The organism is Arthrobacter sp. UYCo732 (assembly GCF_040547265.1).
Taxonomy (GTDB): domain Bacteria; phylum Actinomycetota; class Actinomycetes; order Actinomycetales; family Micrococcaceae; genus Arthrobacter.
Window position 1 is genome coordinate 1 of sequence record NZ_JBEPPJ010000024.1, and the last position, 21,673, is coordinate 21,673.

At 62.7% G+C, this 21,673-nt stretch carries 18 protein-coding genes and 3 pseudogenes; 7 read left to right on the forward strand and 14 right to left on the reverse strand.

All coding sequences use genetic code 11. The features are described 5' to 3' along the window. Positions 1-331: 331 nt before the first annotated feature. The 6 genes and pseudogenes from ABIB45_RS20130 to ABIB45_RS20155 all read right to left on the reverse strand — a co-directional run bounded on the left by ABIB45_RS20130 (position 332) and on the right by ABIB45_RS20155 (position 5,537). A complete protein-coding gene (locus ABIB45_RS20130) occupies positions 332-556 on the reverse strand; it encodes a hypothetical protein (protein WP_354217624.1) in 225 nt (74 codons plus the stop codon). 1,214 nt (positions 557-1,770) lie between these two features. Beyond that, positions 1,771-2,147, reverse strand: a pseudogene (locus tag ABIB45_RS20135) (substrate-binding domain-containing protein). A 281-nt stretch (positions 2,148-2,428) separates the two neighbouring features. Beyond that, positions 2,429-2,629: a hypothetical protein gene (locus ABIB45_RS20140; protein WP_354217625.1), complete on the reverse strand. Its 201-nt coding sequence runs from the start codon at positions 2,627-2,629 to the stop codon at positions 2,429-2,431. Beyond that, complete coding sequence (locus ABIB45_RS20145; RefSeq protein WP_354217626.1) at positions 2,613-4,085, reverse strand: protein kinase domain-containing protein; 1,473 nt, start codon at positions 4,083-4,085, stop codon at positions 2,613-2,615. The genes ABIB45_RS20140 and ABIB45_RS20145 overlap by 17 nt, the downstream gene beginning before the upstream one ends. Positions 4,086-4,380: 295 nt before the next feature. Continuing rightward, positions 4,381-4,800, reverse strand: coding sequence for an EAL domain-containing protein (locus ABIB45_RS20150; protein ID WP_354217627.1), 420 nt, complete (start codon positions 4,798-4,800; stop codon positions 4,381-4,383). Beyond that, positions 4,692-5,537, reverse strand: coding sequence for a PAS domain-containing protein (locus ABIB45_RS20155; protein WP_354217628.1), 846 nt, complete (start codon positions 5,535-5,537; stop codon positions 4,692-4,694). Before ABIB45_RS20155 ends, ABIB45_RS20150 begins: the two co-directional genes overlap by 109 nt. 649 nt (positions 5,538-6,186) lie before the next feature. Between ABIB45_RS20155 and ABIB45_RS20160 the strand changes: the two genes are divergently transcribed. The 3 genes from ABIB45_RS20160 (at position 6,187) to ABIB45_RS20170 (ending at position 9,428) form a co-directional block, all read left to right on the forward strand. Continuing rightward, complete coding sequence (locus tag ABIB45_RS20160; RefSeq protein ID WP_354217629.1) at positions 6,187-6,408, forward strand: hypothetical protein; 222 nt, start codon at positions 6,187-6,189, stop codon at positions 6,406-6,408. 1,448 nt (positions 6,409-7,856) lie between these two features. Next, entirely contained in the window at positions 7,857-8,600 is a 744-nt protein-coding gene (locus tag ABIB45_RS20165) for a GAF and ANTAR domain-containing protein (protein WP_354217630.1), read from the forward strand. Between the two features lie 345 nt (positions 8,601-8,945). Beyond that, positions 8,946-9,428 (forward strand): hypothetical protein, encoded by a 483-nt coding sequence (locus ABIB45_RS20170; RefSeq protein WP_354217631.1) that lies wholly within the window; start codon positions 8,946-8,948, stop codon positions 9,426-9,428. Between the two features lie 695 nt (positions 9,429-10,123). Here the strand turns inward: ABIB45_RS20170 and ABIB45_RS20175 are convergent. Beyond that, positions 10,124-10,300: a CsbD family protein gene (locus ABIB45_RS20175; protein WP_354217632.1), complete on the reverse strand. Its 177-nt coding sequence runs from the start codon at positions 10,298-10,300 to the stop codon at positions 10,124-10,126. A 586-nt stretch (positions 10,301-10,886) separates the two neighbouring features. Next, complete coding sequence (locus ABIB45_RS20180; protein WP_354217633.1) at positions 10,887-11,108, reverse strand: hypothetical protein; 222 nt, start codon at positions 11,106-11,108, stop codon at positions 10,887-10,889. 902 nt (positions 11,109-12,010) lie between these two features. Between ABIB45_RS20180 and ABIB45_RS20185 the strand changes: the two genes are divergently transcribed. From ABIB45_RS20185 to ABIB45_RS20195, 3 genes are read left to right on the forward strand one after another with little or no spacing between them, the layout of a single operon-like run. Further along, positions 12,011-13,102: a glycosyltransferase gene (locus ABIB45_RS20185; RefSeq protein ID WP_354217634.1), complete on the forward strand. Its 1,092-nt coding sequence runs from the start codon at positions 12,011-12,013 to the stop codon at positions 13,100-13,102. Next, entirely contained in the window at positions 13,099-14,121 is a 1,023-nt protein-coding gene (locus ABIB45_RS20190) for a glycosyltransferase (RefSeq protein WP_354217635.1), read from the forward strand. Before ABIB45_RS20185 ends, ABIB45_RS20190 begins: the two co-directional genes overlap by 4 nt. Continuing rightward, the gene (locus ABIB45_RS20195; protein WP_354217636.1) at positions 14,118-15,611 is read left to right on the forward strand and encodes a glycoside hydrolase family 130 protein; all 1,494 of its coding nucleotides are present in this window, start codon (positions 14,118-14,120) and stop codon (positions 15,609-15,611) included. Before ABIB45_RS20190 ends, ABIB45_RS20195 begins: the two co-directional genes overlap by 4 nt. On the opposite strand, the gene ABIB45_RS20200 is transcribed toward ABIB45_RS20195, so the two are convergent. From ABIB45_RS20200 to ABIB45_RS20215, 4 genes and pseudogenes are all read right to left on the reverse strand, one after another. After that, positions 15,586-16,629 carry a glycosyltransferase family 4 protein gene (locus ABIB45_RS20200; protein ID WP_354217637.1) on the reverse strand — a complete coding sequence of 348 codons (1,044 nt, stop codon included), beginning with the start codon at positions 16,627-16,629 and terminating at the stop codon, positions 15,586-15,588. The genes ABIB45_RS20195 and ABIB45_RS20200 overlap by 26 nt on opposite strands. 1,023 nt (positions 16,630-17,652) lie before the next feature. Next, entirely contained in the window at positions 17,653-17,829 is a 177-nt protein-coding gene (locus ABIB45_RS20205; RefSeq protein ID WP_354217638.1) for a CsbD family protein, read from the reverse strand. A 381-nt stretch (positions 17,830-18,210) separates the two neighbouring features. Next, positions 18,211-18,414, reverse strand: a complete 204-nt coding sequence (locus tag ABIB45_RS20210; protein WP_354217639.1) for a cold-shock protein — start codon at positions 18,412-18,414, stop codon at positions 18,211-18,213. 209 nt (positions 18,415-18,623) lie between these two features. Continuing rightward, positions 18,624-19,115, reverse strand: a pseudogene (locus tag ABIB45_RS20215) (recombinase family protein); the annotation flags it as partial. A 366-nt stretch (positions 19,116-19,481) separates the two neighbouring features. Here ABIB45_RS20215 and ABIB45_RS20220 point away from each other — a divergent pair. Continuing rightward, a pseudogene (locus ABIB45_RS20220) lies at positions 19,482-20,323 on the forward strand (IS30 family transposase); the annotation flags it as partial. Positions 20,324-20,629: 306 nt separating this feature from the next. Here ABIB45_RS20220 and ABIB45_RS20225 read toward each other — a convergent pair. Further along, positions 20,630-21,136: a hypothetical protein gene (locus tag ABIB45_RS20225; RefSeq protein WP_354217640.1), complete on the reverse strand. Its 507-nt coding sequence runs from the start codon at positions 21,134-21,136 to the stop codon at positions 20,630-20,632. Positions 21,137-21,470: 334 nt separating this feature from the next. Further along, positions 21,471-21,671, reverse strand: coding sequence for a helix-turn-helix domain-containing protein (locus tag ABIB45_RS20230; protein ID WP_354217641.1), 201 nt, complete (start codon positions 21,669-21,671; stop codon positions 21,471-21,473). Positions 21,672-21,673 lie beyond the last annotated feature (2 nt).

Sequence of the window (21,673 nt, forward strand, 5' to 3'; positions counted from 1 at the left end):
TGGAGACAGACATTGGTGATGATCCTGATTCTCGCCCTACGAATTAGACGAAGTTGCTATGAGGTACTGGCCTCACCCAACCCTGACACGTAGGGTTGTTCGACTGAACTTGCGCTGCGCCTCAGCTATGCCTTCGGGACATGAGGAAGGGTTCGGCATCTTGTCGGCGCACGGAGAGCCCATGAATTTTGACGGCTCCGACGGTGGAGGAGGCTACCCATGACCTGATGGATCTCACTTGGCCTGTTGCTAGGACCGGCTCACGGAGCGTGGCCTGATCGGCGACGGCTGTTGCTGGTTCACGCGCCGACGGGGGTAGGACCCAATCCGGCTAGCGGTTGGACCGATCCAAGAGCCATGATGCATCCGTGTCCAGCTGTGGCCGCCGTCGAAGCCTTCGGACCAGGAAGATGAACGGCAGCAGCAGCAATTGCAGGACACCGCCTGCGATCAGCAGCGCAACGAAAAGGACGATGTCCGGTAGGTACAGGAGGAAAACCCCGGCGACCGCGGCAACGTACCCGAAGATAAACCCGAGAATCGTCCCGGTATCCATGTCTGCTCCCAAGAACTGATCGCCCTCATCACGGGTGATGCCTGTCGAATTATTGGGTTGCCCGGCTTTCCTGGGCCGTTCAGTAGCTGCCTCAGGGGTAACGCCGTCAGCCGCGGACCTTCCTGCGTCCCAGGCGGCGCCACCGTGTCGGGGCTTGACCCGTTATCAGTAGGACACGGCGCCAGGGCCTGTGGGGACGATAGCTGATGGGGGCAGGAGTCGGAGCCGAAGCCGTCACCGATGATCCCTTCCTGCGGCGCCGCAGCCTCCGGAGTACGAATAGCGTCAAGCCGATCCACGCGAAAGCCCCCGCCAAAACCAGCATCACCGCAGGAATCGTCTCCATGATTCAGTTTAGGTGCGCGCACGATAAATGTGTCCTGCCCGGGTATTCAGCATCGCACCGCACCAACCGAACAACAGGAGCGTCATCGAAGTGACCAGGACGCACACTCCGGCGAACATCCAGGAGCGGAGGGTGTGGAGTGCAAAGGGTGGCCATCACATTAAAGAAGCGTTTGAAGCCGCGGCGGTGTCGATCGAGTCGGTGAGGCTGACGGAACCAATGCCGCGCCCGTTCGGGCCTCCGGCGAAATCCGGGAGACGACTACACCATCCCCGAATGGGTAGACCTTCCAGGGATGCACTACAACACGGTCGAGGGTGAGCTCGAATTGCTTCCCGGGCCGCGGCTCCTTCCGGCACCTGGTCACAGCCGAGGCGCACAGGTTGTCGTCGTTGACGGAGCAGGAGGCCCGACCACCGTCGGGGGTGACACGGCGGTCTGGTTCGACGAACTTGATCACCCCCGCACCCAGGGTCAGCTACTGATTCGCTCTCTGAACCCCGCAATGGTCTGGCTCACGCACGAGCACACGCCATGGAAACCTTGGTGTAAGAGGCACTCAGGCCAGCTCCCGCCTGCCGCCCGGTTGCCTCGAAACGCTAGGGTTTCGACACACAGAGGTTTCGAGACACCGAGTCAGATTAGGAGAAGGAGTCGCCCGTCCGACAGCTAGTTCTAGGTGCCTGGTAAGGGAGGGTGTGACCGTGTTCGTCTACGCACCGGTCTAACTGGCAAAGTGCTTGCGTGCCCCGCTGGACTGGCGCGGTATGAGTGTCGGCATAAACCGCCGAATATGGGGTTCCCCCTGGGTTGACGATGAGGTCGATGGCGGTGGTAGCGATCTGGTCCAGCGGGACGCGCACGGAGCTCAATGGGGTGGGGACAGTGCAGAGAGGGGGGTGTCGTTATATCCGACCAGCGCGAGGTCATCGGGAATGGTGATCCCGTTGCGGTGAGCCGCTGCCAGACACCCATGGCGATGTTGTCGTTCGCGGCGAACATGGCTGTGGGACGCGGATGTGGTGTCCCAGCGAGGAGGGTTTCGCCGGCCGCGTAGCAGTTTTCGATGCCGTAGCCGGCGGCGATCAGCCACTCTTCCCGCGGTTTGATACCTGCTTCACCCAGAGCTTCGCGGGCACCTGCCAGATGTGCTGTTCCGGTGGAGGTGAAGTTCGGTCCGGTGACGACGGCGATGCCGCTGTGTCCCAGGTCGATGAGGTGGCGTACCGCGAGGTACCCGCCCACTTCGTCATCCCCTATCGCAGAGGGACTCTCGCCGTTGATTTCCAGGGCCTGCAGCTGCAGTTCCAGCTGGACCTGCAGCTCCGGGGCTTCCTCCCGAATGCTGGGAAACCACTCCGGGTTGTTACTCCTGATCTCCCCTTTGCTCTTTGCAGAAGGCCTTCCCCAATGACACCGGAATGCCGTGTCCAAAGCGCCTGGATATGCTAAGTATACTTAGCAATATGGGGGGCAAAGATCTTTTTCGATCGGCTAAGTCAGAGGCTCTATGGGCTGGTTCCACTTCAGTCCGAACCTGGCACGGGGCGGAGTACGAGGCAGGCCTCTCGGCTGGCGGCCAGCGGATCGGAGTTTGTGATGATCGCCAGTGAGCCCAGGAATGACACGGTGTGGGAGAGGACAAGGAACCCCAGCAGCGCCGCGATCTGATGGCCGGTGCCCGGCACCGGCCGGGCAAGGATGGATTGCTTAAGGGTCGCGGGCACTGATACACCTTGGCAACTTCCGGGACTGAAACGGCAGCGGTCTTTTCTTCATGCGCCGGTATTGGATTGTGGTCAGGATGAGGGTCCGTTGGCGGCGGTGCGGCTGTCGAGCCGTAGTTCGAGATCGTTCATGACGACGGAGGCGAGGTCCTGCAGTGTTAAGGTTTCCTCGTCGGTCAGCGTGCGGGGTTTGTAGTCGAGTATGCACAAGGTCCCGAGGTTGTAGCCGTCTCGTGTGCGCAGGGGGGGCGCCGGCGTAGAAGCGCAGGCCGAACCCGTCCGCGACCAGGGGGTTTGAAAGTGTCCGCGGGTCCGCAGAGGCGTCCTTCACAACCCAGGGGTTGCCTTGGAGGATGGCCGATGCGCAGAGGCCAGGATCCCGGTCGATTTGTTCCACTGGTGTTCCGTGGTGGGATTTGAACCAGATACGGTCGTGGTCCACTACCGACACGATCGCGATCGGGACGGAGAAAAGCCGTGCTGCGAGGGCGGTGATTCTGTCGAATGCCCCGTCTGGGGGAGTATCGAGAATCCCGTAGCGGTGAACGGCATCCATCCTGGCGGCTTCGTTGACGGGAATGACGTCGGGGTCGACTTTTCGCCGACCCCGGCCGGCGAGGACGTGCTCGTGGAGGCTCATGCTGACTTCCCGGGGGGAGGGCCGGGCCAGGGGGTCAGCTGCTGTCATTGCCGTGAGCAGTCTCCTCCACATTGGGTCCAGGCTGTCCGGGATGGGCGGGTCAGTGATGAGGCGGGCGAGGGCGCTCGGGATGGGTTCACCGGGAAAGGCGACGTCTCCGGTGAGGCACTCCAGGAGGACGAGTCCGAGCGAATATACGTCGCTGGCAGGGCCCGCCGGCTCGGCCCGGGCCTGTTCCGGGCTGAGATAGGCGGCGGTTCCCAGGAAGTTACCGTTATCCCCGGCCGGTGAGCCGGTCATCAGAGCGATGCCGAAATCGGCAAGTTTCGCCCGCATTCTCGCATCGTCCTTGTGGTAATCAAAGATCATGATGTTGCCCGGTTTTACGTCCCGGTGGATCACTTCGTTGCGGTGGATGTAGGCGAGGGCGTCCGCCAGATCCTGGCCGATCTGTGCCGTGTGTCTGGGCGTGAGCGGGCCCCTGGACAGTCTGTGTTTCAAATCCGGACCCGCAATGAGTTCCATGACAAGGTAGATGCGGGACATTTCCCCGCCTGCCTGGTCAACACCGGCGTCAAGAAGACTGACGAGGCCGTGATGGTTCATCCGTGCCAGAACCTTCACCTCATCCTGGTCCGGCACGCCCGTTTTCCTCCCCCGCTCCGGATTCCGGATGATCTTTACCGCCACGTCGCGATCCAGGAAAACGTCCGCGGCTCTGTGCACGGTGGCTGCCGCACCGGCCCCGATCTGTTCCAAAAGCCGGTATCTGCCGCCGACGAGCGCAACCTCTTGGGACCCGGACAGTGGATTCATGCAGTAACCATACTTTCTCCCGCAACCGGATTGCTCCACCCGTATAGCTTTTTCGAAGGCGGCACCGCGCGGAGGTTTCGGACTGATCGTGGCCGGCCCATGCGGGGCATCGGATTCTAACCATCGACGCAACACTGGGTGGCTGAGCCAGGCGAAGCGGGACGATACGAAAAAAACGCCCATGGGGGACGGGGCGGGTTTCCATAAGAACTTTAGGCAGGCGAGCTGTAAATAGCGAATTGACTGGGCCATTTCCGGCAGGAATGCGAAGTGGCATTGTCGGGCCGTCAGGGGATCAGGATTCGGGTTCTTTGTGCCAGTCGGTCCAATCGGACGGGTGAAGCGTGGGGCGCCCGAGGAAGTATCCCTGGGCTGATGTCATGCCGATCTGAGTGACCGTGAGGAGTTCGGCCAAGGTTTCGATTCCTTCGGCTACGATGTGGGCGCCGGTCTGTTGGGCGAAACTCGTCATTGCTGTACCCAGAGCCCGTTGTCCCTGATCGTGGTCGATGCCGGCGATGAGGATCCGGTCAAGCTTGATGATGTCGGGCCGGAGTTGCAGGATATGGCGCATCGAGGCGAAGCCCGATCCTGCATCGTCGACCGCTATCCGCACACCATCCCGGCGCAGGGGCTCCAAGGACGCCAGGAGCAGCGCGTAGTCATTGACGGCGAGCCGTTCGGTGAGTTCCAGCACCACACGCGCAAGGGCCACACCCGAGCGGCGCAGCAAGCCGGGCAGCCGGGGATCCAGCACGTCTCGGGTGAGACGTTGAAAGAAACGTACAGGTGGCCGGGCAGTCTGGCGTTCTTGCCCAGGGCTGCGGCCCGTGCGGCGAATTCAAGTTCCCCACCAAGGCCCACACAGACCGCCTCAATGAACCAGTGCTCCGGGCTTCTGCCGTCGTCGCTGGGGAAACGTGCCAGCGCTTCGACACCGGTCATGTGCCCGCTGGTGAGGTCATGGATGGGCTGGAACGCGGTGAGGATCATCCCGCCGTCGATGATGCGGCCGATCCACTCCTTCATCCGCTGTGCCTCTTGTGTCTCCGCGTCGGGGGTGGGCAGCAGCCGGCTGGTGCCCTCAAACCGTAGGCCGCGCCCATCGAACGACGGGTGGGACTTGCCCGACATTTCCATCGGGACGGGGGAGCCGTTGCGGTGCCGGCAGGAGACGGTGGCAGCGGTCCAGCCATGAGCGTCGTTCGTTGCCTCGGCGACTGCTTCGCGGGCACTGAACAAGTCATCGCCATCTATAACAAGGCTGAACGGCTGGCCGACCAGCTCGGAGGTTTCGTAACCGAGCAGTGCGGCGCTGGCTCCGCTTGAGAAAGTGAAAGTACCGGTGTTATCCACGGCCCATAGGGGAACCACAAGGGCAGAGTCCGTACGCGCCAGGCGGCTCCCTGCCGGGTGTCCGAGGTTCCGGGCCGTTGTTTCTGGTTCTCGCATCCGGTGATGGTCTTTTCTCGCCCGCGCCCTGCCGCTCGGCAGGGTTGGTCTAGGACGCCGGGAAGGTCAATGAACGGTCTCCGCCCAATGCCCACTTCGCCGCCAGCAAGGCGTACTCCACGCCTTTGCCGCGGAAATCTCCATATCCGCTGCAGCAATGATTCGCTCCTACTCTCTGACTGACAGCAGGAGGGGGCCACCCGGCTCTCCAGGGGCTGGCTGGATGTCAACTCACCGCCCGGGGATCTGCCCACGGCAACGGAGTTGTCCGCCTGCCCTTAGTGTATGAGCATGATCCATGATCCACGGTGCGATGAAGCCCCGCGTCGCCCCCTGCGCTCGGCGCGGTGCGCCTTCTAGTCCCGGTAGCGCGACGCTGCACCCCAGCCGACAGGTTCGCGCTGTCGGCTTAAGGGCCCGCCGTCACCGGCCAACTGGGGGGAGTGGCCGATGACGGAGGGAACTCTCAGTTTACAGTGGCGGGCCCCTGCTTTACGTTCCGAGTCAGATCGTTGTTGGGCGACCGGAGCTGGCAGTTGGGGCTATCGTCACCGGCGTAAAATGTTTGCCAGACGCTGCCCGCGGTTCGGCTGCCACCGGTTCAGCAAGGAGCCCCTGTTCGATACGTGCATCGCGGGGAGTAGCGCCGATGGCCCTGGATTTTGAAGAACAACAAGACATTCAGGTTCTGAACACTGTTTTGAGTCGCTCTCACATCAGAGTCGGAGAGTTGTGGTTGCATTATTACAGCATCGGGGGAATGGCCACCCAGGGTGAAGTCGAAGCACACGTGAATGGGCTGATGTCCCTGCCGCAACTTGAGCGGAAGCTTCTGCAGTTGGCTGCGGAGGAAATCAACGCTCCCGGTTGACCCATGCAGACATTTTCCCAATGCAGTGCTCCTTGACCCATCCCGGGCCAAGGAGCACTCCCGCACTCATCCTAAAATCCAAACCCTCAAAATGACATCGGCGGCAGCCGACAACACCAATTCCGAAAGGTGCCGCGGGTCCTGGAGTGGTCACCCGGGCGCTGCTTACTGGTGGCCGAACCGCGCGAGGGGACGGCATGCTCGCAGGGCTCGCACTCCTGCGGGGCGTCCGGTGGCGCGCTGGCTGTTTGGTGATGCCGGTCCGTCGCAGAGCTCCTGCCCGTCATGACCTGTCTTGTCTACGAGGGTGCTCCGTATGCTTTAAATTCCCGTTTTGATTAGGGGTGCATCACGACTTCGGTTGTAAGCCTGGTGAGAGCTGTCATCGCTCTGCTTTCGAGTGGGAACGATGTGACTTAGGGCCCTGTGCCGGAGCTGATGAGCGTGTCATGCTACCGCGCATGCCGTACTTCGTGGAATACGTGACGGACCAGGCTGTTGGCCATTCCGTTATCTATTGCGTGAAGTTTGCCGACGCTCTATCAGAGGCGAAGGATGCTCTGCTGGGTTTGCATTGCACCTCTGCTGTCCTGCGGCATATCCCGGGATCAAATCCGGCTTTTGGCGAGGGTCCTGTCCTCGCGATCTACACGCCCGCTGAAGGCTGGAGGATTCTCGATGTTGGGCGACAATAGGTTCGCCACTTCCGCAACCACCCGACCGCTGACCCTTCTGTACTCCGTGTCAAGGTGGTGTCGGCGGCGACTGGTCCGGCTTGGGCTGGTCAGGCCATGATGCGGTTGAGGCTGCGGAAGAGCTGGCGGGCAATATTAGCGCTTGAGGCAGGGACGGACCTCTCTTTTCATCGCAGGACCCTTCCGGATCCGACCGGTCCGGGATGCGAATAGGGAGCCTCAGTTGATCCGGGGGAGGCCGTCCGCCCGCAAGTCCGTAGCCTCGCAGCCCTGAGGTGCAGCGCGCCTGCAGGCTCCGTCCCTGCGCGAGGCGTGGTCGCCCGCGGAGTGAGGACCCGTCTTGCCGACGACGTCGGTGGGGGTTCCGTTCGGCTGTCCTGACTTCCACCGCCGGCATGGATGTCAGGAAGGAGTAAAGAGGGTTAGCCTCGACAAAGGCCTTGACCCGGATCATGACTTTTGCCTTTGCCTCGGGGTCCCGGCCAGCCTGGCCGCCGGCTCCGGCAGTACGAATCCAGCGGCCTTGGTTCTAATAGCCACGACGTGCCGTTCATCCAGGGCCGCCACGATTTGCTCTGACAGCCGGTTGACCATCTTCGGCGCGCTTCGCGGGCCAGAGCAGATCCGCGGGTTGCTATCTATTAGTGGTGTGGGCGGGCATACTCAGGGGAGTGCCGCGTGTGCGGCTTCGCAGTCCTCTGGTGCCCCCTGCCAAGGGGTTGTTGTTTGGGCATAAGAGGAATGAGGCCCATCATGGCCAGGGAGTCACACCAACTGCCGCCGGAGCTCGTCATCGATCATCTGCAGGACCTCGTCCTGAAGACCCAGGACGTGAAGGTGATGCTGGACGAACTCGCTGACTTTACGGCGCTGACACTTTCTGACCCTGCTTTGGTCTTCTGCAGCATCACCTTGATGCGCCGAAAGAAGCCAGTGACGGTAGCCAGCAGCGAAAAGGGCGCACTCCGGCTGGACGAAACCCAATACCGTGCCGGCGACGGGCCATGCCTGACCGCCATCCGTGAGGAGGCTGTCATACATGTGCCGGACCTGGTCAGTGAACGCCGCTGGCCTGACTACACCGCGGCCGCGCGGGTTGAGGGAGTAGGTTCCAGCCTGTCCGTACCTCTGGTCCTGGAAGGGGAAGCCGAAGCGGGCCTGAACATGTATTCCACCCGCTCCCACGGATTCACCGGCGAGGATATCGGAAACGTCGAATCCTATGCCTATCACGCGTCCAAGGCCCTCCGGCTGGCGGTGCGGATCAGCCAGCTGGCCGAGGCCAAGACCAATCTCACAGCTGCGCTGGAGTCGCGCACCGTCATCGATCTGGCAGCCGGCGCCATCATGGCGCAAAACCGGTGCAGCCAGGAAGCTGCGACGAAGATCCTGAAAATTGCTTCCAGTTCGCGCAACGTAAAGCTGCGGGATATCGCAGCGTCGGTAGTCACATCACTGACCACCGACCCGAGTGTCCGGACGCACTTCGACGCTTAGCTTCCGGCCCCACAAGCAGCTGAAGTTCGTGCTGTGATGAGCGTTCAAACGTGGGCGAAGAGCGCGGGTGGGGTGCTGGCTGATGATTTGCGTGAAATAGTCTCTGGCGAACCCAGCGAAGGCACCGGCCTGAGGGTGGGCATGGATCAGGGAACGTGTGGCGCTGCGTGAAATTTTTGGGGCACTCATGTCCTGCTGGCCAGATTGGTTGGCGGCCTGCCTGCCTGTTGTCACTACGGGACCAGCGCTTCAATAACAAGGAACTGGAACGGTATCGATGCGACCTGTTTTTGGGGTGCTGCGGGCCGTAGGCTATGGGCATCCACTGCACACAGGAGGCACCGCATGCGCACGGCAGAACCCATGACTGAAACCGAGCAGGTCCACCGTCCTTCCGAAAACGTCATGGCCCATTTGGCCAAGGGCAGGGAATGGGCCACCCCTGGGGTGCAGGCTGCACTGCAAAGAGCGGTGGCCGGGCTGGATACCGGCATTGAGACTGCATCCCCTCGCCTCCAGACGGTTTTGCGCCACCTCGCTGACGACCTGGCCGGCGGGGTGGATACACTCACTCCGCGGGTCCAGGAACGTTTGAGGCGGGTGGGGCCGAAAGCTGCGGCGGAGGTCGTGGAACCGGTTGAGGCTGGACGGACGGGGTCCATGAAGTGGTGGTGGATCGGGGCGCTGTTGGCCATGGCCGGGACCGGTGTTGTCGTGTGGCGCTCCTTGCAGGCGGTCGGGGAAGAGCCCGTGCCCTGGTTAGCTGTGCAGGAGACCGGCGGCACGGATTTTGATGCTGACCCGGATCTTGCCGCGGGCCGGATGTAGGAGCACGTGCTGGGGAGGCGGCAGGAGGACCGTCGCTCCGTGCCGTTGCAACGGCACGGCGATGACGCACTCACAACTATTCAGGACCATTGGTGACCCGAGAGAGCCAGAAGCGACCACTTTAGGGGTGTCTGGAAACTTTTCTGTCTCGAAACACATGGGTTGCGAGACGATCTGGAGTGACCGTCAAGAACGGCCACGTTCGTTGGGGTGCGGGCCGAAGACCAAATTTTCTTTTATGACTGTCGACAACTTAGGCGGCCGGACTAGCAGCCGTGTCCGCACCAAGCTTGCCTCCGGCAAACCAGATTCGACCGGACGAGAGGCCGAAGCGCATGTCCCTTGCAGCTCTGCCTAGCCGTTACCTACCATTGCGGAGGTGGCACCATCCTGCGCGTGTCCATGAAGACCGCCTATCGGCTGTTCCGGGCCCACGCATTAGCCTCTCTAGTAACTCCTACAGCATTCCTGAGACCGCAGTGGAAGAGTACATCAGGCAAGCCGGCGCCTCAGGGGAATCCTAAGACCCCGTTCGCCCGGGGAACGAATAGTCGGTACTTGCTTACGGCCGGTGGCAGCCCCCACTGGTAGGTGCCTGATCTATTTCCAGTCCCGGTCCGCGGTAAGCCATTGCCGTCCGTTCACAACGAAGGGCGCACCCCGTTCGCTGGGTGCGCCCTTCGTCTGCGTTCGGGTCAGTCCTTTTTGAAAGCGTCCTTGACCTTCTCGCCGGCCTGCTTCAGATCGCTCTTGGCCTGGTCAGTCTTGCCTTCAGCGCGCAGGCTTTCATCGCCCGTGGCCTTCCCGGCAGCTTCCTTGCCCTTGCCGCCAGCCTTCTCGGCAGCGTTCTCAATCTTGTCGCCTAGTCCCATGGTGTTTCCTCCTCTGCACACCAGGCGGTAACGCCTAAAACGCCCAGCGCGTTTACAGAGGTCTGTCTCCTTCCCGGAGACGGACCTCTTTGCTGTGCCCATCCACCGCCAAGCACGCTCCGTATTCACCATCCGCTCCGCGGCCTCCCGCATCGCGCTGCTCGGCAGCAGCCCCGTTGACCGGATGCTCGCGAACTGGTCCCTGACCGTACAAAAACTCCCCTGCCCCACACGCTCATCACCTCCGGCACGGAGGCAATCACCTGGCTGCTGGTAAACGACTCCCGGACCTGACCCCACCCCTGCCTCCCCGGGGCGGTCCCGGTCTCGGTCATAACCTGGGGAACGGGGCCGTAAGACCGGAACATGTCAATGGGCCCGAGTACTGACCCGGGCCCATCACATAGACCTCCGCTTTAGTGGCGCGTGCCGCCGGTTCCATCTGTGTCGATGTTTTCCTTGCGGACTTCCTCGTCGACCGGACGTTTTCGGTCACAGCGTCCTTGTCCAGCAGGCTTGGGACCATCGATAGCCATCATTAGTTGCGAGACAAGGAGATTGGGTACGCCCGAGGCTAGGCGGGCTTCTAAGCGCCCACGCCCGTTCCTTTCTCGCGGATAAAATCCTGATCCTCACGGGAAAGCAGCATCTGTCCGTGTCCGTCAACTTCGACGTGCCCCGCGGAATTCTGCTTAATCATGGCGGCCACAGTGCGCGGCACAGTCACACATCCCGGATTATCTAAAAGCCACTGGCGCGTCTGTGAATCAAGTCGGTCCCACTCGTCCTTCAGTACCATCTCGTGCATTCGCCCTTTCCCGTTTCCCCAACAACCGGCCGCCCGGCCTTGGGATTTCGCTAAGAGTACGTCTCAGGTCAAAAGAAGAACAGGGTCCCTTCACCGACCAGACCTCCGAAGCAGGTACTCCCCGCTCGGAATGCCGGCAACCACGTGGTAGCCACCTCTGGAAACGCGTAAGGCATATGGGCTGTTCCGGGCCTAAACTCAGTCATGGAGACGATCCCGTTGGTGATCCTGATTTTCGGTGCGGCTTTCGTCTGGATGGGCTTGACGATATCGTACTCCTCCGGTTGCGGCGCCGCAGGAACGGGTCATCACTAGTGGCTTCCGCTTCCCCTCCCACTGACCCGAGCAGCAGTCGTCCCACAGGCCCTGGCGCCTCATCCGCCCAGATATGGTCAAGACGCCGGCGCCGGGGCGCAGACTGCGCATTAGGAAGGTCCGCGGGTGAAGTTGTACCACCGACGCCGACCCGTACCGGGGCACTCCCTTCGCTGTGAGTTGAGATTTCGAAGCAGACCCGATCCGCGTTAGGACCCGAGAGGGGATGAACGTGGCAAAAGCGAAGGGCTGGCTCTCCGTCCCGGTTCTTCAACTCCAGATCAGAGGCCATGAAATGGCTCCTTCAGGCCTGGCCTGCCTTGGTCCTCGGATGTTCTTCTGGGCGGGGGCGCCAGTGAGTGGAGTAGAGTGCGGGGGTATCGGAGCTATTTCGCTTGCGGACAACCCAAGATCGCGTCGCCAACGATGAGAGACGATGCGGTCGGTTCGCGGTCAAGACGGGAGCGTTGCCCATGACGCTGGAATACGAACAATTCCAATTCGCGCAGCCTGACGTGAGGTCTGCGCACCGACAAGGTTCTCGATTCCGAACACTGACATCGCCGTCGACGCCCACCATCGCCTTGTTGAGCACCTATCCTCCGACGGAGTGCGGGCTGGCGACGTTCACCGCTGCCCTGTACGAGCACCTGAGCCGGTTGCCAGGACACGTCGGGGTTGTCAGAGTTCTGGACGACCCCCACGAGGGGGCGCAGGCATCGGAAGTCGTCGCCGACCTGGTGAACGGTTCCCGTGCTGGCGCCGCCGCCGCCGCGCACACCCTGAACGGTTACGACGTCGTGGTCGTGCAGCATGAGTACGGCATCTACGGCGGGTTCGACGGCGCCGACGTGCTTGAGGTCGTCGAGGCCCTCACCGTGCCGACAATGGTGGTCCTGCACACCGTGCTGGAGAACCCAACTCCTCAACAGCGCTGGATCCTGGAAAGGCTTGTTTTCGCTGCCGACGTCATCGTGACGATGGCCGAGATCGCGCGACACCGGCTGGTGGAGCACTACGGCGTGGACCCGGGTCGCATCGTGGTGATCTCCCATGGGGCCATCGACCACCGCAGTTTGCGGGGGACCCACTTCGCCGGCCCCCGGCCGTTGATCCTCACATGGGGTCTGCTCGGTCCGGGGAAGGGCATCGAGTGGGCGATCGACGCAATGCAGGGCCTGCGCGATTTGCAGCCACGGTACCTGGTCATCGGCAAGACCCACCCCAAAGTGCTCAAACGCGACGGTGAGGAGTACCGACGCAGCCTCGCGGTGCGCGCACGCGAGCGTGGGGTCGCCGACATTGTGGAGTTCGACGCCAGCTACCTCGACCTTCCCGCGTTGGGTAACCTCGTCGAGTCCGCTGACGTGGTGCTGCTGCCATACGACTCCCCCGACCAAGTCACCTCGGGCGTCCTCATCGAGGCGGTTGCCGCCGGCAAACCCGTCGTTTCGACGGCTTTCCCGCACGCGGTGGAGCTGTTGGCGGGCGGTTCCGGCCTGATCGTCCCGCAGCGGGACCCGGGCGCGCTGGCTCTGTCCCTGCGTCGCGTGCTGACCGAGCCCGGACTCGCCGAAGAGATGGCTGCCAGCGCTTCGAGCCAGGCCCCCTCCCTGGTCTGGAGTGCAGTCGCGCAGCGCTACCGGTCGGTCGCCGCGAGCCTCGTGGCCGTCTCGTGAAGATCCCCACCCCCTCGTTCGCACACCTGGGTCGACTCACCGACGACACGGGCCTGTTCGAGCACGCCGAGGGCGTCGTGGCCCGCCGCAACTGCGGCTATTGCGTCGACGACGTGGCGCGTGCCCTGGTGGTGGTATGTCGTGAGCTCGCGCCTTCCGGCAACTGCGAACTCCAAGGGCGCGCACGGGTGTACTTGTCGTTTGTGCTCGCGGCGCAAGCAAGCGACGGGCGCTTCCACAATCGGCTCGGCCTCGATCGGCGCTGGCAAGACCAACCCACGGTCGAGGACTGTTGGGGACGTGCCCTCTGGGGGTTGGGAGCGGCCGCAGCCGCATGCCCGACGTCTCAGTTACGCGACACAGCCCTCGATGCCTTCACCCTCGGTGCCCGGTGGCGGTCACCCTGGCGGCGTTCCATGGCCTTCGCCGCTCTCGGCGCTGCGGAGGTGCTGCGGGTTCTCCCCGACCACCCTGACGCGCGCGCCCTGCTGGTCGCCGCCGCGCACCGGATCGGTCGGCCGCGCGCGTCCCCGCTCTGGCCCTGGCCCGAGGACCGCCTCACGTACGCGAACGCGGTGTTGCCCGAAGCCCTGCTGGCTGCCGGAGCCGCACTAGACGACGAGTCGCTGCGTGCAGATGGCCTGCTGCTCTTGGGGTGGCTGCTCGACGTTGAAACACGCGGCGGGTACCTGTCCGTGACACCTGTTGGGGGTCGCGGACCTGGCGACGTCGCCCCGGCGTTCGATCAGCAGCCGATAGAGGTCGCGGCCATCGCCGACGCCTGCGCCCGGGCGTACTCCGTCACCGGCGAACCCCGATGGGCTGACGGGCTCGAGCTTGCCGTGACCTGGTTCCTCGGTGCCAACGATGCAGGCACGCCTCTATACGACCCGGTCAGTGGCGGCGGCTGCGATGGCCTGGAACACCGCGGGCGCAACGAGAATCAAGGTGCCGAGTCGACGCTGGCCGTGCTCTCAACCCTGCAGCACGGGTGTCGGCTTCTCGGGGCGAGCCGATGAGCGCCGCCATCCGGCAGCTGATCGCCCACGCCGAGGTTCGCCTCGATCCCGACCCGTCCCGCGTGTTGGCCCAGCTTTTCGTTCCTGGCCAGGAACTCGTCCGGGACCGCGCGTCCCGCACCTCCGGTGTGCTGAACCGTATCCTCGCCCTGCCGGAGGAGGCGGTGGACACCACTCTCGAGGCGGTGACCGCTCGCTTCACTGGACGGCACCGGGACCTGCGCGCGACCCTGCAGGCACACTATGAGCGGGTCGCGCACCGTGTGACGGACGATACAGCCCTATCGAACGAGCGGCGGTTGCTCATCGGTGCCTGCTTCACAAAGGAATACTCGGTTGAGGCCGCTGCGCTGTTCAACCCCTCGGCCGTGGCGCACCCAGATCAGTCGGGCCTTGAGCGGGGAGCCGTCCGGTTCGTCCTGAGCCTGCGGGCCGTCGGCGAGGGCCACATCTCAAGCCTTGAGTTCCGCACGGGGGTGGTGGGTCCGGGCCGCAACCTCCGGCTCGATGATCCCGGACGGTTCCTCGACGCCGGGCAACACCAACCCACGACGTACGACCGCGAGCTGTTTCTGGGCAAGCTTGCGGAGGTGGCCGCCGATGAGGAAAGCTCTTCGTTCCTGATGCGCCGGCTCCCACCCCACTTCGAGAATGCGGCGTTGGAATCGGCGCTGTCAGACCTGGCGGACCAGCCCGAAACCCGGCACGGCGCCGCTCGCACCGGCCAGCTGGCACGGCACATAGCGATGTGTAACTATGACATCGAGTTCGACTCAACATCCCCGCTGCCGGAGCGGGTTCTAAGGCCACACTCCCCGTCTGAGTCCGGGGGCATCGAGGACGCCCGTTTCGTACGCTTCATCGACGACGACGGCAGTGCCACATATTACGCGACCTACACGGCCTTCGACGGGAAACAGGTTACACCGCAGCTCATCGAGACGGCGGACTTCCAACGCTTCCAGATGAGGCAGCTCTCGGGCCTCGCGGCGAGGAACAAAGGCATGGCCCTGTTCCCTCGCAAGGTGGGCGGCCGCTTCGTCGCACTGTCGCGTTGGGACCGCGAGAGCAACGCGATCGCCACCTCTCCGGACGGCCGGGCGTGGGGCAGCCCGACGACGCTGCAGACCCCGGAACAACCGTGGGAGCTTATCCAGCTCGGCAACGCTGGTTCGCCCGTCGAGACCGACTCCGGGTGGCTGGTCCTCACCCACGGTGTCGGTCCGATGCACGAGTACTCCCTAGGGGCCATCCTGCTCGACCTGCATGACCCAAGCCGGGTCATCGGTGCGTTGCGCGAGCCCCTCATCCGCCCGGCACCGAGCGAACAGGACGGGTACGTTCCCAACGTCGTCTACTCGTGCGGAGCGCTCGTATATGGGGACCAGTTGCTGCTGCCCTATGGGGTCAGCGACTCGTCGGTCCGCTTTGCCTTCGTGGACATTCCACTGCTGCTGGACCGGCTCACCGTGGACGGCCCCTGGAAATGACCCGGGCGAACAGATCGGCGTAGTCGACCACCATTCGGTCCGCCGTGAAGCGCCTCTCGACGTCATCCCGACAGTCCCTGCGATGCAGCCCCTTGACCATGCCGACGGCCGCGACCGCCGCGGGTACGTCAGTGACCAGGAAACCGGTTTCACCGTGACGAACAAGCTCGGGCAGCGAGCCCAGAGCGTGCGCGATCACCGGGGTGCCCGTAGCGAGGGCCTCGACCACCGACAGACCGAATGGTTCGGCGAAGTCGATCAGGTGCAGGAGCGCCAGGGCTCCCCCGAGAAGCGTGTCACGCTCAGCCGGTCCGACCGGACCCACGTAGGTGACGCCAGGCTTGCCCAAGTGGGGCTGGATCTGATCGCGAAAGTACGCCTGGTCCTGCACGATGCCCGCCAGGATCAGCGGCAGCCCCGAGCGGCGTGCTACCTCGATGGCCCGGTGCGCCCCTTTATCCGGGTGGATGCGACCGAGGAAGAGCAGGTAAGTGCCCGGGTCGGGTCGGAAGGTGAAACCGGACAGGTCGATGCCGTGGTAGATCGTCGCCTCGTAGGTCAGGTCGGGGTGCCGGTCGGCGTCGCTGATGGCGACATAGCGAGCCATGTCGTCGTACGCGCGGTACACCGGGAGGATACGGTCGGAGGAGAATCCGTGGATGGTCGTCACTACGGGTGTGGCCACCAGACGGGAGTAAGTCAGCGGCAGGAAGTCGAACTGGTTGGACAGGACGTCGAACTCGTCGGCGCGCTCGAAGGCGGCTGCAATGTGCAACCCTTCATACACCTTGGCGTCGGCATTCGGGTCCTCTTCATATCCGCTCGGCGCCTCGGCGTGCAGGCGCGCGGACGTGATCGAATCGCCAGTCGCGAACAGCGTGACGTCATGACCTTGTGCCACTAGGCCCTCGGTCAACGTCGACGCCACCTGCTCCCAAGGCCCATAGTCTCGCGGAGGCGTCCGGTGCGCGATGGAGGCGATGACCCCGATTCGCAGGGCCCGGATCTTCTTCTCCACTGGAACCGTGGGTGAGCGACTCATAGTGCTCAGACTTTCATCAAGGTTGTGGATCAGCAACCATCGGATCGGGTGGGAATTTTTCAAGCCCACCGGTACGAACGGGAGTTAGCGGTCCAGGGACGCTGCCGCGCCGTGGGGATTGCAAATTTGTGGTTGGCCTCAATAGCCTTTTCAAGTTCCGGGATGGGCCTCGTTCCGCGACACGACTCGCCTCCCTCTGCACGCTGACGGATCGTCTTTTGGGGGCGCCGAGAAGGCGTCACTTGTCTCGTAACTAACGATGGACACGTCGTTTTCTCCAGAAGGTTGCGAGACATATTTACGAGAATCTCCGGTTGCAATGGAAATCGAACTGATATCGTTGAAACGTCTAATCCGCTCGGTGAGACGTCTCGAATCTCTAGGGATACGAGACGGCCAGGCCCTCGATCCCCGGTTCTGCGCGCCATTTAGCGATCTCAAATCGCCGCCAAAGAGCGCCGAAAGTCACAAGACAGGGCTCGGAAGAATTTTTGACGAGCGGTTCCTCCCATCTCAGCAGAGGATCCTTTGCCGGGACCGGGCCCACCCGCCCGATCTGCTTTCTGGCGACCTTGGGCTTTTCGACCTCCGCTGCGTCTCAGCAATGTGTCTCACCCTAATATTCTCTGAACCGACGAAAGTCGTCCTTTGACGCGACAGGTGGAAGGTTATATTTGACGCGCCTCGGATATGCCCGCGTGAGCTCGGCGGAGCAGGACACCGCGCGGCAGATCCGGGCACCTGGAGGCCGTCGGATGCGAACGCATCTAGCGCTACCATGGCGCCAGCCAGATCAAACCCGGCAATACAGGCCTGGACTCAGGCTAAGGCGGCACGAACCTTGGTGGTCGGCGAACGTCGGGGTCGCTGCCTCGGTTCCGGGAGCACCGCGGCCGCCGTGGCCTGGAGTGTGAAAGGCGCTGCGCTGATGTTTGGCCGACAGTCGTTTGCGCGGCGGCGGTGTGATCCGTCCGCCGCACTGTCGTCCGGCTGTTTGTGTTAGTGCTTCTTGAAGGCGTCTTTGACTTTCTCGCCGGCCTGCTTGAGGTCGGCTTTGACCTGATGGCCTTTGCCCTCGGCCTTCAGCCGGTCGTTGCCGGTGGCGTCGCCGGCGGCTTCTTTGCCCTTACCGTGGAGCTTCTCGGCAGCGTTGTGGATCTTGTCTCCCAAACTCATCGCGATCCTCCTTATTTGGCCGCTCCCGCGACGTGAATGCCGCAGAGGCCGACAACTAATTGTAGGGACGAAAGCGTCACGAATGGGTGCCATAGACAACCCGAATATCCGGTTGTCCGGGGCCTCACCGGGGGTCGTTGCCGTCCGGAGGATCCGGGCCGAGATTGCAGGAGGGGGTATTCGCTGCCGTCTTGAGTACACTAGGCGATCAGGGTGTGCAGATCGCCCCCGAAGATGAGCACGAGGGGCCAGAGCAGCGGGTCCAAAGGCTGTGCGGTGGCCACCGCCCGGATTAACGTCATCGTGCCGCATGTTTACTCTCACCCCGGACGCAGCGAGAGACTGGCCGGCCGCAACGGCTGACCAGTCTCTCGGGAATTGCTAGAGCGGCTGGATGTTCTCAGCCTGGGGGCCCTTGGGGCCCTGGGTGATGTCGAACTGAACCTTCTGGTTCTCGTCCAGGGACTTGTAACCGCTGGATGCGATTGCCGAATAGTGTGCGAACACGTCAGCGCTTCCGTCGTCAGGGGCAATGAAACCAAAGCCCTTTTCGGAGTTAAACCACTTGACAGTACCTGTTGTCATGCTTGATTTCCTTCACGCGTCGCTGGGCGGTTCCGCTTCTCGGAATACCGTCCCCGCCACTCACACGGATGAGCCTATGGGGGATCGTTTGCGGGGGCAACAATTGGCTTGCAAAAGCCGAAGTCGCCAAGGCGGCCTGGCATCAGTTGGGGACCTGAGAGTGCCGAAGGGTGAACCGGCCGATGCTGGGTTGCTGCTGCAGGTCTGCCTCAGGGCGTCTGAGAGGTTATCCATTGCCGGGCATCCAGCTCTCCGATCCGCCGGTACAGGGTCGCCCGCGACATACCCAGGTCACGGGCGACGTGGGTGGCTGCCTCCCCAGCCTCGATCAGTCGGCGGCCATTGTTGATTTGGCTGTCGCTGAACTGCGGCCGCCGTCCGCCCAGATCCTTCCCCGCGGCCCGGCGTTTGGAGACAGAGTCGTTGATGCGTTCGCGCCTAATCTCGAGTTCCATCTGGGCCAGGGCCGCCATAACAGTGAAGACCATGGATCCCATCGGGGTGCCGGTGTCCACATTCCCGCCGCCCAGGTTCAGCACCCGAAGGTTGATGCCCCTTGCCCGCAGCTCTTCGGCAAGGCCGAGCATATTCACCGTGGACCTTCCCAACCGATCCAACGTGGTGATCACCAGTGTGTCCCCCTCGTGCAGTGCTTCCAGCGCCCTATTGAATGCCGGCCTCGATGCCCGGTGGCAAGACACTCGGGGCCGCGGAGTTCCAAGCCCTTGAGTTCTAGCAGTTGCAACACCCCGAGATTTTTTGGGAGTTGCAACGACCGTGCCGTCTTTAACGGAAAGATCGCGTTCCAACAGGAAATACACACAGTTCGATAAGGACCGGTTCTTTGAGGCGCTTGGCCGGGGCGGGACCGTCTCGTCTGTTGCCGCTGAGCTCGGCCTGAACAAGTCGGTCGGCTATCAGTGGGCCCGTGCCGCGGGGACCCAGTTGCGGAAGCGGAAGGTCTCCGCGGAAGAGAAAGATGCCTTCTTCGATCTGTTTGGCCGGCTTGGAAGTGCCACGGACGCCGCCGCGCAACTCGGACTGAACAGGAACACACCCCTGCCATCGGCTACCAGCCCTACGCTGCACAGCGGACGGCTGCGTCCGCCGGCCACGGCCCAAGACCAGCAAACTCTCCAGGGAAGGGCGCCTGCGCGAGTATGTGACAGAGAAACTGCGCCTACGCTGGTCTCCGGAACAGATCGGCAACACCCTGATCAAGGAATTCCCCGATGATCCGGAGATGCGAGTGAGTCCAGAGACGATCTACCAGGGCCTCTACGTCCAGGCCCGTGGCGGACTGCGCCGCGAGGTCCAGGCGGCCCTGCGCACCGGCCGAACCCGGCGTAAGCCCCGCAACACCGGCGAGCAGCGCACCTCCCGGTTCGCGGACCCCATGGTGATGATCTCCGAACGCCCACCCGAAATAGAGGTCCGCGCCGGCCCCGGACACTGGGAAGGAGACCTGATCACCGGGGCCTCCAACCAGTCCGCGATCGCGACCCTCGTGGAACGCACCACCCGCTACGTCATGCTCGTTCACCTGCCCGGCGATCACACCGCAGAAGCTGTCGGCAAAGGGCTCGTAGCGACCATGAGTGCCCTGCCAGCACATCTGCGCGGCTCACTGACCTGGGACCAGGGCGCGGAAATGGCAGCCCACAAAACATTCACCATGGCTACCGACATGGACGTATACTTCTGCGACCCTGCCAGCCCCTGGCAACGCGGCTCAAATGAGAACACCAACGGGCTGCTGCGCCAATACTTCCCCAAAGGCACCGACCTGTCCGCCTACGCGCCCGAAGACCTCGAACATGTCGCCCAGGAACTCAACGGCCGCCCACGCAAAACGCTCGACTGGGCTACCCCAGCCGAGCGCCTGCGTGATCTACTCTTGACGAACTAACCACCAACGGTGTTGCAACGACGCCCAGAATTCGCCGCCTTCAATCCGCCCTCGTCCATTTGGGAAGTCGGAACCGTTCGTATTCAGCAAGGGAAGCTAACATACCAAATTGAGCTTTCCGTGACCTCTGGTGGCATGTGAATCGTAGCGGTAAATAGCCAGGCGTTCTCGCAGGGTTGAATGAGCTGTTTGCCAAGATCCGCAGAACCGTGAACGCCGCTCCAAGCTTCCCAGCCGTGAAAGGAAGGCCCGGCCCTGAGAGTCAGAGCCGGGCCGTTGGACAATTCCCTTCGTGGAAGTCCCAGGTTATGGAGCCGTGGGGTCGGTGTACGTGAACGTACCGGGGAAGCTCGTGCTGGCACCGGAGGTTGTGTCGGTAATGACCACGTTCGAATAGACAACGCTGACGAAGGTCACAGTCTGACCTGGCGGGCAGGTGAAGCCAAGTTCGCTGGCGGTGGGCGGCGTCAGTGTCAGTGTTCCGGTGATGTTGCCGCTACGGTCCGCGGTAAACGTTCCGCTCGTACTGACGTCCGTTTGCGTTGTCGTCTTATTCGACGCGGACGGGTTCTTGCCGCCGTTGTTGACGCACTCGTAGGTCGTGGTAGCCGTAGCCGTAATCGTTACGGTCTCCGTGGAGCCGGAGGGTAGACCTACTTCCTTGAAGCTAACTTTGAGGTTCGGCCCGGACAGGGTGGCGCTGGTGGCGTTCTTGATGAAGTGCGGATTTCCGCTGGCGGCTGTTGCCGGGCTTCCGAACAGGAAGAGTGCCGTAATGACGGCGGCGAGGATTGCAAAAAAGCGCTTGTACATGGTTTCTCCTGCGACAAAGGGTGGTGACTTGGCCCCGCCCATGGACGGGAAAAGGGCCCTCAGCCAGCCCAAACAGTTGCTTGTCAAGGAACCGCAGCTCCGCGTCCCGACTATCCCATAAGACACCTTTCCACCCTCGCGTACAAGAGGTTCCGCAACCTGTCAAGACAAAATACAGGACCATTTTCGGTAGGTGGAGAACACCCAATTGAGCACCGGTTAGACAAGCCCTAAGCCGGGAAACTTCCGCTCCGGCCGTCGTGTTCGCCGTCGCAAAGCTGGTGGCGGTTCCAACCGGGCAATTCGACCAGCTCCTTCAGGATCCGGGCTTCCCCTACACGTTGGTACCGGAGGTGCCAGCCTTCTTGATGTACTCTTCGACGGCTTTTTCAGGAATGCGGTAGGAGTTGCCGAAGCGCACAGAGGCCAGGGCGCGGGCCTGGGCCAGTCGATATACGGTCATCTTGGACACGCGCAGTATCGAGGCCACCTCGGCGATGGTCAGGTACTGGGTTGGGACGTTTGCAATGGACATGA